Source organism: Pseudactinotalea sp. Z1748 (assembly GCF_049725185.1).
Classification (GTDB): Bacteria; Actinomycetota; Actinomycetes; order Actinomycetales; family Beutenbergiaceae; genus CALKWS01.
On sequence record NZ_JBMPQB010000002.1, the window covers coordinates 520,726 to 535,714 of the forward strand.

General features: G+C 68.6%; 12 protein-coding genes. 10 read left to right on the plus strand and 2 right to left on the minus strand.

Going from position 1 to position 14,989, the window contains the following annotated elements; genetic code table 11:
• Positions 1-5: 5 nt before the first annotated feature.
• Together ACO0LU_RS06800 and ACO0LU_RS06805 are read left to right on the plus strand one after the other, a co-directional pair.
• Positions 6-1,514 carry an ABC transporter permease gene (locus tag ACO0LU_RS06800; RefSeq protein ID WP_424790641.1) on the plus strand — a complete coding sequence of 503 codons (1,509 nt, stop codon included), beginning with the start codon at positions 6-8 and terminating at the stop codon, positions 1,512-1,514.
• Positions 1,514-2,608, plus strand: a complete 1,095-nt coding sequence (locus tag ACO0LU_RS06805) for an ABC transporter permease (RefSeq protein WP_424790642.1) — start codon at positions 1,514-1,516, stop codon at positions 2,606-2,608. Before ACO0LU_RS06800 ends, ACO0LU_RS06805 begins: the two co-directional genes overlap by 1 nt.
• 113 nt (positions 2,609-2,721) lie before the next feature.
• Here the strand turns inward: ACO0LU_RS06805 and ACO0LU_RS06810 are convergent, their stop codons facing one another.
• A complete protein-coding gene (locus ACO0LU_RS06810) occupies positions 2,722-3,321 on the minus strand; it encodes a PH domain-containing protein (protein ID WP_424790643.1) in 600 nt (199 codons plus the stop codon).
• Positions 3,322-3,404: 83 nt separating this feature from the next.
• Between ACO0LU_RS06810 and ACO0LU_RS06815 the strand changes: the two genes are divergently transcribed.
• The 5 genes from ACO0LU_RS06815 to ACO0LU_RS06835 all read left to right on the plus strand — a co-directional run bounded on the left by ACO0LU_RS06815 (position 3,405) and on the right by ACO0LU_RS06835 (position 11,536).
• Positions 3,405-5,240 (plus strand): ABC transporter ATP-binding protein, encoded by a 1,836-nt coding sequence (locus ACO0LU_RS06815; protein ID WP_424790644.1) that lies wholly within the window; start codon positions 3,405-3,407, stop codon positions 5,238-5,240.
• A 167-nt stretch (positions 5,241-5,407) separates the two neighbouring features.
• Positions 5,408-7,321 (plus strand): translational GTPase TypA, encoded by a 1,914-nt coding sequence (gene typA, locus ACO0LU_RS06820; protein WP_424790645.1) that lies wholly within the window; start codon positions 5,408-5,410, stop codon positions 7,319-7,321.
• 85 nt (positions 7,322-7,406) lie between these two features.
• Positions 7,407-8,834: a PIG-L family deacetylase gene (locus tag ACO0LU_RS06825; protein ID WP_424790646.1), complete on the plus strand. Its 1,428-nt coding sequence runs from the start codon at positions 7,407-7,409 to the stop codon at positions 8,832-8,834.
• On the plus strand, positions 8,827-9,315 hold the full coding sequence (locus tag ACO0LU_RS06830) for a flavin reductase family protein (protein ID WP_424790647.1): 489 nt from the start codon (positions 8,827-8,829) through the stop codon (positions 9,313-9,315). Before ACO0LU_RS06825 ends, ACO0LU_RS06830 begins: the two co-directional genes overlap by 8 nt.
• A gap of 115 nt (positions 9,316-9,430) precedes the next feature.
• Entirely contained in the window at positions 9,431-11,536 is a 2,106-nt protein-coding gene (locus tag ACO0LU_RS06835; RefSeq protein WP_424790648.1) for a VanW family protein, read from the plus strand.
• Here the strand turns inward: ACO0LU_RS06835 and ACO0LU_RS06840 are convergent.
• The gene (locus ACO0LU_RS06840; protein WP_424790649.1) at positions 11,533-11,784 is read right to left on the minus strand and encodes a hypothetical protein; all 252 of its coding nucleotides are present in this window, start codon (positions 11,782-11,784) and stop codon (positions 11,533-11,535) included. The genes ACO0LU_RS06835 and ACO0LU_RS06840 overlap by 4 nt on opposite strands.
• 139 nt (positions 11,785-11,923) lie before the next feature.
• On the opposite strand from ACO0LU_RS06840, the gene fdxA reads away from it, so the two are divergent.
• The 3 genes from fdxA (at position 11,924) to ACO0LU_RS06855 (ending at position 14,925) form a co-directional block, all read left to right on the plus strand.
• The gene (fdxA, locus tag ACO0LU_RS06845; protein WP_424790650.1) at positions 11,924-12,247 is read left to right on the plus strand and encodes a ferredoxin; all 324 of its coding nucleotides are present in this window, start codon (positions 11,924-11,926) and stop codon (positions 12,245-12,247) included.
• Positions 12,248-12,260: 13 nt separating this feature from the next.
• Positions 12,261-13,397 (plus strand): succinyldiaminopimelate transaminase, encoded by a 1,137-nt coding sequence (gene dapC, locus ACO0LU_RS06850; RefSeq protein WP_424790651.1) that lies wholly within the window; start codon positions 12,261-12,263, stop codon positions 13,395-13,397.
• 229 nt (positions 13,398-13,626) lie between these two features.
• Positions 13,627-14,925, plus strand: coding sequence for a citrate synthase (locus tag ACO0LU_RS06855; protein ID WP_424790652.1), 1,299 nt, complete (start codon positions 13,627-13,629; stop codon positions 14,923-14,925).
• Positions 14,926-14,989 lie beyond the last annotated feature (64 nt).

Consider the following 14,989-nt stretch of genomic DNA (forward strand, 5'->3'; position numbering starts at 1 on the left):
TGCTGATGGGATTGCTCATCCTGCTCCTGTCGTCCTTCTTGAGTTACATCATGATCGACCTCGCCGTCGATCCGCTCGAGGACCTGTACACCAGTACCGACCCTGACGCCCCGGCACAGATAGAACAGCGCATCGAGATGCTGAACCTCGATGCCACGGTGTTCGAGCGGTATGCCACATGGTTCGGCGCGTTCGTCACCGGTGACCCGGGTGTGTCCTGGGAGACCGGGCAGCCGGTCGCCGACGAGTTGCGCGGTGCTGTGATCGGCACCCTCCATCTCGTGACCGCCGCGACCTTTCTGTCCATCATCCTCGGCGTGAGCGTCGGGATCGTCTCGGCACTGCGTCAGTACACCAGCTTCGACTACATCGTCGTCTTCTTCTCCTTCGTGCTGTACTCCCTCCCGGTGTTCTGGGTGGCGGTACTGCTCAAGCAGTGGGGCGCGATCGGCTTCAACGACTTCCTGGCTGACCCGCACCTGTCCCCGACCACGATCGGCATCGTCGCCGTCATCGGGGGTGCGTTGATCTCGATGGCCATGGCAGGGTCCAGGGTCACCCGTTTGATCAGTTTCGTTGGCGGCACTGCCGCAGTTGCGGGAATGCTGTTCTACCTGCAGGGCACCGGCTGGTGGAACGACCCACACATCGGCCCTGCGCTACTCCTTCTGAACGGGCTGGGTGTGGCCTTCGCGATCACCCTGCTGTCGACCGGCCTGGACAATCGGCGGGCGCTGTACACCTCCCTGAGCGTCGTCGCGTTGACGCTCGCGCTGTACCTCCCGGTGCAGTGGCTATTCGGGGCCACCGATGCCGCCGAAATCACCGGCGCGCCGCTGATCGCAGGTCTCGGGTTGGTCTGTGTGGCCGTCGGTGCGCTGGTCGGGCGGGCCTGGGGCGGACCGGACTGGAAACAATCAGCACGTACCGGGGGGATCGTCGCCGCCATCATGGGCGCCATGGTCTTCCTGGACCGGATCATGCAGGCCTGGCCCTCCTACAACGCCAACCCTCGGATCTCGGGCCGCCCGATCCGGACCTTCCAGGAACGCACACCGGGATTCCAGGGGGACTTCTGGGAGTCCACCCTGAACCTGTACGGCCACCTCATCCTGCCGACTTTGGCCCTGATGCTCATCTCCTTCGCTTCCTACACGCGTTACTCGCGGGGGTCGATGTTGGAGGTGCTGAACCAGGACTACATGCGCACCGCCCGCGCGAAGGGGCTGGCCGAGCGCACCGTGATCATGCGCCACGGCTTCCGCAACACGCTGATCCCCCTGGCCACCCTGGTCCCGGTGGACGTGATCGGCCTGCTCGGCGGCGCGCTGATCACCGAGCGGATTTTCGCCAGACCCGGGATGGGCACCATGTTCCTGGCGAACCTTGAGGCCAACGTCATCGAACCGGTGATGGCCTACCTGGTGATCGTGGCCGCGCTGGCGATCCTCGCCAACATGGTGGCCGACCTGATGTATGCAGCACTTGACCCACGGATCCGGGTGAACGCCTGATGAGTCTCAACGACGTTGACAACCCCGACGTACCGGAGGACGCCTCCGGTGCCGGTGAGGGTGCGATCGAACTGCGCGAGGCCATCGGCAAGTCCCAGGGGCAGATTGTCCGGGAACGCTTCTTCCGCCACCGCGGCGCGATGGCCGCGTTGGTCATCCTGGTCGGGATCGTGATCCTCGGATTCTCCTCGGTCGGATTCTGGTTCGTGCCCGGCTGGTGGGAGTGGGCCCCGGGGCAGCGCCCGGATCCGGACGTGCACGGCTACCGCATCTTCCACGAGGGCGGCCGGCCCACGATCACGATGCCCTGGAGCGAGGAGGGCTTTGGTATCGGCCCGCACCCGTTCGGTCAGGACGACATCGGCCGCGATATGTTCGCCCAGGTGATGCGAGGGATCCAGACCTCCACGATCGTCATGGTGATCATCGGCATTGCCGCCACCTTTGCCGGGGTGGTGATCGGTTCCGTCGCCGGCTTCTTCCGTGGCGCAGCGGACCAGGTCCTGATGCGGATGACCGACCTGGTCATCACGCTGCCGACGATCGCCCTCGGTGCCGTGCTCGGCCGGATCGTCGGCGCGGCCGACCCGGTGCCGCTGGCACTGGCGCTGGGTGCGGTGACCTGGACGGGCCTGTCCCGGCTGGTGCGCGCCGAGTTCCTCTCGCTGCGGGAACGGGAGTTCGTCGACGCGGCCCGGGTCGCCGGTGCCTCGAATGTGCGGATCATCTTCAAGCACATGCTGCCCAACGCCATGGGTGTGATCATCGTAGCCGTGACGCTGCTGATGTCCTCGGCGATCCTGCTGGAGACCTCGCTGAGTTATCTGGGCTTCGGTATCACGCTGCCGAACGTCTCCCTCGGGCTGCTCATCAGTGAGTACGAGACGGCCTTCGCCACCCGGCCCTGGCTGTTCTGGTGGCCGGGCCTGTTCATCGTCGCCCTGGCCCTGTGTGTCAACTTCATCGGTGACGGGCTCCGGGACGCGTTCGACCCGCGCCAGCGACGCATCCCCTCGGCCCGCAAGCTTGCGGCCGCCGAGCGCAAGCTGGAGCGCCGTGAGGCCAAGGACACCAACGTGGCGGCGACGTCATGATGACCCGCGCCCGGCCACGCAGGGGGCTCGAGCAGGCCGACCACGGCGTGCTCGCCGTCGTCGGCCCGGGACTGACGTCGATCGTGCCCCGCGGTAACCCGGCCAGGACCGGCTCAGCCGGTGAGCACCATGATCGCCACCGTCAGCACGACCACCGCGAGCACCCCCAACTCGCGGGTGTTCCAACCCGGGGTCGGCCGGACCGGCTCGTGCGTGGGACGCTCCTCCAGGTAGCCGGCCGCGGTGAGGGAGTCCAGCCGCTGCCCGATCACCAGGGCCACGGCGGCCGCATTGTGACCGGTCTCCAGGGCCCTGCCGGTGTCGGTCTCACCCGTGGTCGCCTTCGTGCGGGGGCGGCGCAGGCGCGTCCCCATGCCGCTCGAGGCGGGGATCGCCCAGGAGGAGTAGGTGCCCTCGGTGGTCTCCACCGACAGGGCCCACCGGCTCTCCACGCCGCGAAGCGTGGGCCAGGGCACATGCACCCGCCGCACGATGTTGATCACGGTGATGCCGCCGTCGGCCACCTCGACCTTGGGATTACCGAACAGCACCCACACCAGACCGCCACCGATCACGAGGAAGGGCAACGCCTGCCACAGAGCGTCCGGACCGCCCTCGATGAGGCTGTAGATGAGCACCACCACGATCAACGCTCCCGCCAGGACGGTCAGGACGCGTGCGTAGAGGGTGCGGAACGTGTGCGTGGGACTCATGGCACCATCGTGGCACCGAACCGCCCGGAGTGGAGCATCGCCCACTCGGCGCCGTCGCGCCGTGATGGATGGAAGGAAGTGGCGTGAGTACACAGACCACCAGTGAGGCACCCCTGTCCGCGACGGGTGATGCGATCCTGACCGTGCGCGATCTGAGCGTGGACTTCTTCGTCGAGGGGGAATGGCACACGGCCGCGAAGAACATGACCTACGAGGTCTACCCCGGTGAGGTCCTCGCCATCGTGGGTGAGTCCGGCTCGGGCAAGACCCAGTCGTCGATGTCCCTGTTGGGGCTGCTGCCTCCCAACGGCCGCTCCTCGGGCTCGGCGAAGCTGGGCGACCAGGAGCTGGTCGGGATGCCCAACAGCAAACTGCAGAAGGTACGCGGCATGGAGGCCGCGGTGATCTTCCAGGAGCCGATGACGGCGTTGAACCCCGTCTACACGGTCGGCTTCCAGATCGTGGAGACCCTCCGCACCCACCTGGGCATCGGACCCGCCGCGGCGAAGGCCCGGGCGATCGAACTGCTGGAACTCGTAGAGATGCCCGCAGCCGCCACCCGGTACCACTCCTACCCGCACCAACTCTCCGGCGGTCAGCGCCAGCGTGCCATGATCGCCCAGGCGCTGGCGTGTGATCCCCGGCTGTTGATCGCTGACGAGCCCACCACCGCCCTGGATGTCACGGTGCAGGCCGAGATCCTGAAGCTGATGCGTGACCTGCGGGAGCGGATCGACTCGGGCATCGTACTGATCACCCACGACATGGGCGTGGTCGCCGACATGGCCGACCGGATCCTGGTGATGCGCAACGGTGAGATCGTCGAACGCGGCACCGCCGCGGAGATCTTCGACGCACCCAAGCACCCCTACACCCGCCAGTTACTGCGCTCGGTGCCTCACCTGGGGTCGAGCGCGCACGAGCACACGGCGGTACGTCCTCCGGCCACCACCACCGAACGCGCCGAGGCGCCCGCTGACGGAACGGCCGCGCAGGGCCCCGCCCCGGCGATGCTGGCCGAGGGGCTGGAGATCACCTACCCCAAGCGCGGTCGCACCCCGGCGTTCAAGGCTGTGGACGGCGTGGACCTGAGCATCGCCGCGGGCGAGGTGGTGGGCCTGGTCGGTGAGTCCGGTTCCGGTAAGACCACTATCGGCCGTGCTGCGGTGGGCCTGCTTCCGGCGTCGGCTGGACGGTTGGAGATCGTGGGCACGGACATGGTCGGTGCCAAACCGCGCGACCTCAAGCCGTTGCGCAGCAAGATCGGGATCGTCTTCCAGGACCCCGGCTCCTCCCTCAACCCGCGCCTACCCATCGGGGAGTCCATCGGGGAGCCGCTGTACCTGCACCGGGGGATCAAGGGCAAGCAACTGGCTTCCCACGTGGAGGACCTGCTCGACCAGGTGCAACTGCCCAGGTTCATGCGCAACAGGTACCCGCACGAACTCTCCGGCGGGCAGCGCCAGCGGGTGGGGATCGCCCGGGCATTGAGCCTGGAGCCTAAACTGCTGGTCGCCGACGAGCCCACCTCGGCCCTGGACGTGTCCGTGCAGGCGACGGTGCTCAGCCTGTTCCAGGACCTGCAACGTGAGCACGGGTTCGCGTGCCTGTTCATCAGCCACGACCTGGCGGTGGTGGAGATGCTCTCCAGCCGGATCGCGGTGATGCACCACGGCAAACTCGTGGAGGTCGGACCGGCCCCGCAGATCGTGAACAACCCCCAGGACCCCTACACCCAGCGGCTGATCGCGGCCGTACCGGTGCCGGACCCGGACGAACAGCGCAAGCGCCGCGAGACCCGAGACGCCCTCCTCGACGCCGCGGCGGCCGAGTTGGCGGCGGAGGAGGCGCGGGGCCAGGTTACCGGGATCGACGATCTGCGCGGGGGCGCCCGCGATATGGGACGTGGCGGCATCTGAGGGTGGCGTCGGCCCGGTCCGGATGCTGAGGTGATGTGATGTGTTCGGCGTCGCCGGTGGCATCCCGGCGCGCGGAACGAGGCTGATCTCCCGGTAGAATTGTGTGTTGGCGCCGCGTCCTACCTCCGGTGCACCAGCAACCCACCACCGGATCGAGGCCTGACCTGATGCCCACCCGCTCGCGCACCGATCTGCGCAATATCGCCATCGTCGCCCACGTCGACCACGGTAAGACCACCCTGGTCGATGCCATGCTGCGCCAGTCCGGCGCCTTCGGCGCACGCGGTTCCGATGAGGTGCGCGTGATGGACTCCGGGGATCTGGAGCGGGAGAAGGGCATCACGATCCTGGCCAAGAACACCGCGGTGGACTACCGCGGTGCGGCTGCCGCGGCCGCCGGTCACCCGGACGGCATCACCATCAACGTGATCGACACCCCCGGTCACGCCGACTTCGGCGGGGAGGTCGAGCGCGGGCTGTCCATGGTCGACGGCGTGGTGCTGCTGGTGGATGCCTCCGAGGGCCCTCTGCCGCAGACCCGGTTCGTGCTCCGCAAGGCCCTGGCCGCCCGGCTGCCGGTGATCATCGTGGTGAACAAGGTGGACCGCCCCGACTCGCGCATCGCCGAGGTGGTCGCCGAGTCCACCGACCTCCTGCTCTCGCTGGCCGCGGACCTTGCCGACGAAGTGCCGGACCTGGACCTGGATGCGGTGCTGGAGGTCCCGGTGGTCTACGCCTCCGCCCGCGCCGGGCGTGCCTCCATGACCGAGCCGGCCGCCGGCGAACTGCCCGATGAGACCGACCTGGAACCCCTGTTCGCCACCATTCTGGACACCATCCCGGCACCTACTTACGACCCGGACATGCCGCTGCAGGCGCACGTGACCAACCTGGACGCCTCACCGTTCCTGGGCCGCCTGGCATTGCTGCGGATCTTCAACGGCACGCTGCGCAAGGGCCAGCAGGTGGCGTGGGCGCGTAGGGACGGGCAGATCTCCGGGGTGCGGATCTCCGAACTCCTGCGCACCCGCGGGCTGGAACGGATGCCCACCGACGAGGCCGGCCCCGGTGACATCGTCGCCGTCGCCGGCATCGAGGAGATCACCATCGGGGAGACGTTGACCGATCCGGACGATCCCCGTCCGCTGCCGTTGATCACCGTGGACGACCCGGCGATCTCGATGACGGTCGGGATCAACACCTCCCCGCTGGCCGGGCGGGTCAAGGGTCACAAGGTCACCGCCCGGCAGGTCAAGGACCGCCTGGACGCCGAACTGGTCGGCAACGTGTCGCTGCGGGTGCTGCCCACCGAGCGGCCCGACGCCTGGGAGGTCCAGGGCAGGGGGGAACTGGCCCTGGCGATCCTGGTGGAGCAGATGCGCCGGGAGGGATTCGAGTTGACCGTCGGAAAGCCCCAGGTGGTCACCCGCGTCATCGACGGCGCGGTGCACGAGCCGATGGAGCGGATGACCATCGATGTCCCCGAGGAGTACCTGGGCTCGGTCACCCAACTCCTCGCCGCGCGCCGTGGCCGGATGGACACCATGACCAACCACGGCACCGGCTGGGTCCGGATGGAGTTCGTGGTTCCCGCCCGCGGGTTGATCGGGTTCCGCACCCAGTTCCTCACCGAGACCCGCGGCACCGGGATCGCCTTCTCGATCGCCGAGGGGTACGAGCGCTGGGCCGGGCCGATCGAGTTCCGCACCACCGGCTCCCTGGTGGCCGACCGGGCCGGGACGGCCACACCGTTCGCGATGCTCAACCTGCAGGACCGGGGCAGCTTCTTCATCGAACCGACCTCGGAGGTCTACGAGGGCATGATCGTGGGGGAGAACGTCCGCAACGAGGACATGGACGTCAACATCACCAAGGAGAAGAAGCAGACGAACATGCGCGCGGCAGCCGCGGACACCTTCGAGAACCTGAACCGCCCGCGTCGGCTGACCCTGGAGGAGTCCCTGGAGTTCGCCCGCGAGGACGAGTGCGTGGAGGTCACCCCGGAGGTCGTGCGGATCCGTAAGGTGATCCTGAACGGACACGACCGGAACAAGGCCGCCGCCCGGGCCCGGCGGTCCTGACCCGCCACCACCAGGGCCGCCGCGCCAGGGCACGAGTGGGTGGCACCCAGAGCCCGCCAAGCACCGTGGGATCGGAAGGAGTGGAGTGAGCCAGCACGCCCCCCGCACCCTCGGGGTCTTCGCCCACCCCGACGATGAGACCCTCTCCGGCGGCCCGCTGCTGGCCACGATGGCGCGGCGCGGGCACGTCACCGTGGTCACCACCAACCGCGGTGAGCGCGGTGAGGTGATCGGTGCGGACCTGGCGCACCTGGCCCAGGACCACCAGGCGCTGGGCCGGCACCGCACTCAGGAGGTCGGGGCCGCGACCGCCGCGCTTGGCGTGGCCGAGCACCACTTCCTGGACGAGTTGCCCGGACTCACCACACGCCGCCCGCCCCGGTACACCGACTCCGGGATGCGCTGGCCGGAGGGGCAGACCGGCGTGCGGGCGATCCCGGCCGAGGACGTCGAGGGCCACGCCTTCTCCCGTGCCGACACCGACATCAGCGCACGGGTGCTGGCCGCCCTGATCCGCACCACCCGCCCGGACCTGGTGCTGACCGAGGAGCCCGACGGCGGGTACGGCCACCCCGACCACGTCCAGGTCAACCGGGTCACCATGCGTGCGGTGGAACTGGCCGCGGCGGACCTGGAGCCGCTCTTCCCCGATGACCCCACCACCGGTACCCAGCCCTGGCGGGTGCCCGTGGTGGCGTGGGTGGTGTACCCGCAGAGCCGCTTCCGCGGCGGGTTGGACTGGTTGAGGCGATACAAGGGGCGGGCCGGCATCTCCGAGCACACCGGGGGGCTGCTCGCGGTTCCCACCGGCGAGCAGACCCCCACGATCGTTCGTCCCGATCATCAGGTGGATCTGGACGTCGGGCTGTCGGCCCCCGTGCTGGACGCACTGGCGCAGGCGATGCGGTCCCATAAGACCCAGATCCAGGCCGTGCACGTCGATCAGGCACTGGTGGCTGAGTCCGGTGGGCACGCCGCCGGCTGGTTCGCGTTGAGCAACGACATGCTGCGGCCGGTCCCGGCGCGGGCCACGGCCATGGTGGCGCCCGGGTGGGGTAGTGCCGCCGACCTGGCCGGCCTCGCCGGGGATGAGGACGGCGTAGGGAACGACGACGCAGGTGCGGCCGGAGAAGAGGGTGTACCCGGGCAAGGGCGAGGTGGGGGCGAGCAGGATCCGCGCTGGTACACGGGGTTCATGCTGTCGATGGCGGCGTTGCTGGCGATCCTGGTGGGCTCGATCGGGACGGTGTTCTACCGCTGGGAGATGCCGTTCGGTCTGCTGCTCTCGTTGCTGGTGGTGCTCACCGGGTCCGTCCTGGCACGCGCCCTGGCCGATCGGCGCGGGCAACTGCTCTACGCGGGCGTGATCTTCCTGGTGATCTTCGCGATGACCTATCTGGGCAGGGCGGACGTGATCGTGACCGGGGAGGCGATCGGCGTGGCCTGGCTGCTCGGGGCCCCCGCCCTGGGACTGCTGGGCCTGGCGGCACCGAGGAGGTGGTTCCGTGACTGATCCGGCGCAGGACTACCGCCTGGCGATGTCGCGGCTGATCTCCGGGGTGTGCGTGATCTCGGCGCGCGCCGGCAGCCTCGACCTGGCGATGACGGCCACCTCGGTGGTCTCGGTCTCGCTGGAACCACCCACGGTGCTGTTCTGCGTGCACTCCGATGCCCGGCTGGCCGAGGCAGTGCAGCCCGGTGGGACCTGGGCGGTGAGCATCCTGAGCGCAGCGGCCGGCGCGGTGGCGGATTGGCTGGCAAGCCCGGGACGGCCCGCCGTGGGCCAGTTGGACCGGGTGGGGCACCATCGCGGTGAGCACAGCGACGCAGCCCTGCTGGATGAGGCCACCGCATGGTTGGAGTGCCGCACCGAGTGGACCAAGGAGGCCGGTTCCCACGAGGTGGTGGTCGGGCAGGTGCTCAGCACGGCGCTGGCGCCGGCCGGCAGCGGCGGGATCGTGCACCACCTGGGTCGGATGCGCGCGGCCCCCTGAGACCGGGGCGGTGCTGTGAATCCGGCCACGCTTGGGAATGGCGCAGGTGCCGCGAACGGCAAGGCGTTACCATATGCGGGGGCGTACACGAGCCCGAGGACTCTAAAGGGAATACGTGGCGAAGCAGAATGAGGGGCCTGCGGGGCCGACGCACGAGCATGCCGACGGGGACGCAGATCAGCGCCCGTCCGAAGGCGCGCTCGATGATGGCTCAACCCAGGAACTGCCCGGTCCCGATGAAGGACCGGCCGCCAACGTGCGCCGAACCCCGATCAAGGACCGCCTCACCCCCGAGGACGACGTCACCGCGGACACGCCCGCCGACACCGAGGAGCACGCTCGCGACGACGACGCCACCGGCGTCGTCGACCCGCCGACCACCAACGCCTCCGATGCCACGGATGACCCCGACGCCACCATGGTGGCCGGGCCTCCGGGCGCCGTCTCCGATGACCAGGACAGCCCTTTGACCCCGAAGAAGAAGACCACGCGCAAGAAACGCGGCCTCACCAAGGTCGGGATCTGGGAGGGCGTGATCGTGTTGCTGCTCGCCGCGGCGTACGTGGGCAGCGCCTACTTCCTCGGCGACCGCGTCCCGGCGGAGACCACGGTGGCCGGCGTGGACGTCTCGGGATTGCCCACCGGGACGGCCGAGCAGGTCCTGGCGGAGGAACTCGGTGGCCTGGAGACCGAGCCGCTGCCGCTGACCTTCGCGGACAGCGGCGCCGAAATCGAACCGGCCTCGGCCGGGTTGTCCTTCGACGCTGCCGCCACGGTGGATCAGTTCACCGGATTCACCCTGGACCCCCGGATACTGCTCGGCCACCTCTTCGGGCTCGGCGAGCAGGAGCCGATCTCGCAGGTGGACGAGGCGGCCTTGGAGGCGGTGCTGGAGGGGTTGGCAGAAGACCTGGACATCAGCCCCGTGGAGGGTTCGATCAGCATCGTCGATGCCGAGGCGGAGATCACCGACCCGCAGGAGGGCGCCGCCGTCGACGTGCCCGAGGCCACCGAGTTGCTCGCGGCGGAGTGGATCACCGGGTCACGCCCCCTGGAATTGCCCGAGCTGGTGGTGCAGCCCGAGATCGGGCCCGAGGAGATCCGGGCCGCGATGGATGAGGTGGTCGAGCCGTTCCTGTCCGGTCCGGTGACCGTGGCGGTGAACGACACCGAAGTGGAGTTGTCCACCGAGGAGTTGGCCGATGCCGCCACCCTGGAGGTCAACGGCACCCGGTTCGACCTGGCCCTGGACGGTCAGGAACTGGCCGAGACCGTCACGGCCAAGGAGGACTCGATCGGGGAAGTCCCCCGTGACGCCAGGATCGAGTTGCAGGGCGGTGAGCCCACCGTGATCCCGGCTGTCACCGGCACCGGGCTGGACCCGGAGGAACTGGCCCCGGCAGTGCGCGACGCCTCCCTGCAAACCGAGGCGGGCCAGCGGGTAGCCACGGTGGAACTCTCCCGGACCGAGGCCGAGTTCACCACGGCCGATGCCGAAGCGCTCGGCGTGGTGGAGGTGATCGGACGCTACTCCACCCCGATGCCCTACGACCCACCCCGCACCGAGAACCTGGTGATCGGTACCTCGAGGATCAATGACACCCTGCTCATGCCGGGTGAGGAGTTCTCCTTGCTGGATGCACTCAGTCCGATCACCGAGGCCGGCGGCTACAACTCCTCCGGCGTGGTGGTGGATGGGTTTGCCACCGAAGCCGCCGGGGGCGGGTTGTCCCAACTCTCCACCACCGTGTTCAACGCCGCGTTCGAAGCGGGCCTGGAAGACATCACGCACCAGCCGCACTCGCGATGGTTCAGCCGCTACCCCGAGGGCCGTGAAGCCACCCTGTTCTCCCCGGACCTGGACATGAGATTCGGCAACAACACCGACTACGGGGTGCTGATCCACGCCTGGGTCGGGGACGGCCAGACCCATGTGGTGCTGTGGGGCACGGACGTGTGGGACGTCGACATCGTCACCGGCAGTCGCTACAACATCACCTCACCGCAGACGGTGTACAACCAGGACCCGCGGTGCGAGCCGGAGTCCGGTGGGCAGTCCGGCTTCACCGTGCAGGTGACCCGAACGGTCTCGGCCGGCGGTGAGGTGCACGAGCAGCGCACCTACACCCACACCTATCGCCCGTGGAACAGGGTGGTCTGCGGTGAACCGCCGTCGGACTCCGACGATGACGACGACAACGGCAACGGGGACGACGACTAACCACCGGCATCGGGTGGTGGCCGGCGGCGGCGCGTGGGCGGGGGAGGGACCCGCTTACCGATGGCGATCGTGGCGGCGGGTACCGACACCAGCCCGCGCTTGGTGATCACGTCCACACCGTCGTCATCGACGCGGGCCAACTCACCGAGTGCGTCGGAGTAGCGGCCGTCCTCGATCCGGTACCGCACCACCACGCGTTCCCCGACCTGCCAACCGCGCCAGAACGGTGTCGCCGCGGATTCACTCACCGTCGCCTCCGCTCCATGTACTGCCTCCTCCTCGTGATCGGAGGGCCTGCCCGAACCTGGCGAATGGGCGATACTAGGACCGGACCTTGGTGAAGCCCACGTTGGGCCACTGTATCCATCGCAAGGAAGGACCTCGTCTGTGACCTATGTGATCGCCGAACCGTGTGTGGACCTCAAGGACAAGAGTTGCATCGACGAGTGTCCGGTCGACTGTATCTACGAGGGTGAACGGATGCTGTACATCCAGCCCGATGAGTGCGTGGACTGCGGGGCGTGTGAGCCGGTGTGCCCGGTGGAGGCGATCTACTACGAGGACGACGTTCCGCAGCAGTGGGCGAACTACTACGAGGCGAACGTGCACTTCTTCGACCAGATCGGCTCACCCGGTGGAGCCGCGCAGATGGGGCTGATCAACTTCGATCACCCGATCGTGGCCGCCCTGCCACCGCAACAGCACGACTGAGCGGCGTCCGTCGATGGGTCTGGTGCAGATCACGCAGGACTACCCCTGGGATGCGGTGGCACCCTACGCCGAGCGCGCCCGCGCGCACCCCGGGGGCTTGGTGGACCTGTCCATCGGCACTCCGGTGGACCCCACGCCACCGGCGATCCAGCGGGCTCTCGCTGAGGCCGCTGACGCCCCCGGCTACCCCACGGTGGCCGGGACGGCGGCACTTCGGGAGGCGATCAGTTCCTGGTTCGACCGCGCCCGCGGCGTTCCCGGCCTGGACCCGGGGGCGGTACTGCCGACCATCGGTTCCAAGGAGATGGTGGCGCTGCTTCCCTCGCTCTTGTCGATCGGGCCCGGGGATGTGGTGGTGGTGCCCTCGATGGCCTATCCCACCTACGCGATCGGCGCGCAACTGGCTGGCGCGGAGGTGCTCCTCGCCGACGATGTGGCCCAGTGGGCCGGCAACCCCGCGGTGCGGTTGGTCTGGCTGAACTCCCCGTCCAACCCCACCGGCGCGGTGCTGGGCACCGAGTTGATGGCCGAGGTGGTCTCCGCCGCCCGTCACCTGGGGGCCGTGGTGGCCTCCGATGAGTGTTATGCCCAGTTGGGCTGGGACGTTCCGTGGAATCTCGAGCCGGTGCCGAGCCTGCTGGACGAGCGGGTCAGCGGCGGGTCCCATGCGGGGTTGCTGGCGGCCTACTCGCTGTCCAAACAGTCCAACCTCGCCGGATACCGAGCCGCGTTCCTGGCCGGTGATGACGCCCTGATCGCCCGCCTGGTGCTGATGCGCCGGCACATGGGCATGATCGTGCCCGCCCCGGTGCAGGCGGCGATGGTCGCAGCCCTCGGTGACGATGAGCACGTGGACCGCCAGCGTGAGCGCTACCGCGCCCGTCGCCAGGCCCTGGTGCCGGCGCTACGGCAGGCGGGATTCGCCGTCGACCATTCCGAGGCCGGACTGTACCTGTGGGTGCGTCCGCAGGAGGACTCCGTGCTCACCGGCCAGGACTGCTGGGCACTGCTGGACTTCCTGGCTGATCTGGGCATCCTGGCCGGCCCGGGAGCCTTCTACGGCGCAGCCGGCGCCGGTCACGTGCGGATCTCCCTGACCGCACCCGATGAACGAGTGGCCGCCGCCGCGAGGCGTCTCACCGGTTCCTGAGCGCCGGGATCGGCGCCGCCGGGGCCTTCCGGCGGTGGATCGGGCTGCCCGATGGTGCCGCCACCGGTACCTGCTCGGGTATCAGGGGGTGCGCAATGCCACCCTTGGAAAACATGGCAACGATTGGGCATGACCTTTGTCCGGCCGGTAGATTGCGTGCCAGGGCCCATCGTGGTGTGCGATCCACGCCAAGGATGTGGCCGAGGGATACCGCCAGGAAGGGACAGACATGACTGATGCCACACCGCCCCCCGCAACATTCCAGGTGGACGGCCAGGAATTGGAGTTCGCCAGGGTCAGGGCGAGCGAGGGCAACGACGGTGTGGAGATCTCCTCACTGCTGAAGGAGACCGGGCTGGCTACGCTGGACCCGGGGTTCATGAACACCGCCAACTGCGAGTCCAAGATCACCTACATCGACGGGGACGCCGGGATTCTGCGCTACCGCGGGTACCCGATCGACCAACTGGCCAAGGGGGCCACCTTCCTGGAGGTGGCCTACCTGCTCATCCAGGGTGAACTGCCCACCCCCGCGCAGAAGGACGCGTTCACCGAGCGGGTGGAGCGCCACACCCACCTGCATGACAACTTCAAGAACCTCATCGGCGCTTTCCCTACCGATGCCCACCCGATGGCAGTGCTGTCCTCGGCGGTCTCGGCGCTGCCGGGCTACTACCCCGAGAGCGTGGACCCGTTCGATGAGCACGCGGTGGAGTTGGCCACGGTGCTGTTGCTGGCGAAGTTGCCCACCATCGCCGCCTACGCCTTCCGCCGCTCCCAGGGCAAGGAGATGATCGGTGCGGACAAGTCGCTGAACTACCTGCAGGGGTTCCTGCGGATGAGTTTCGCCGACGACAACGGTGACTACGAGCAGAATGAGTCACTGGTGAAGGCACTGCGTCTGCTGCTGATCCTGCACGCCGACCATGAGCAGAACTGCTCCACCTCCACGGTGCGCATCGTGGGTTCGGCGCACGCGAACCTCTACGCCTCGGTTTCGGCCGGTGTCGGGGCGCTGTCCGGCCCGTTGCACGGCGGGGCGAACGAGGCGGTGCTGGCAATGCTCGAGGAGATCCGGGACAGCCCCGACGGGGCCGACACCTTCATGCAGAAGGTGAAGAACAAGGAGTCCGGGGTGCGCCTGATGGGCTTCGGGCACCGGGTGTACAAGAACTACGACCCGCGCGCGGCGATCGTCAAGGACGTCGCGGCGGAGGTGCTCCAGGCTCTGGGGGTGCAGGACGAACTGCTCGAGATCGCCCAGCGGCTGGAGGAGATCGCGCTGTCCGATGACTACTTCATCGAGCGCAAGCTCTACCCCAACGTGGACTTCTACACCGGGGTGATCTACAAGGCGATGGGCTTCCCCACGAACATGTTCACCCCGCTGTTCGCGGTCGGCCGGGCCCCCGGCTGGATCGCGCAGTGGCGGGAGATGATGGCGGACCCGGCCACCAAGATCGGCCGGCCCCGGCAGGTCTACACCGGCGCCACCGAGCGCCAGTACGTGCCCCTCAGCCAGCGCTGAGACCGGGCAGTTCCGCGCCCGGGGGCTCGTACGGGACCGTCCCGGCAGGGGTAGCCTCTGGTGC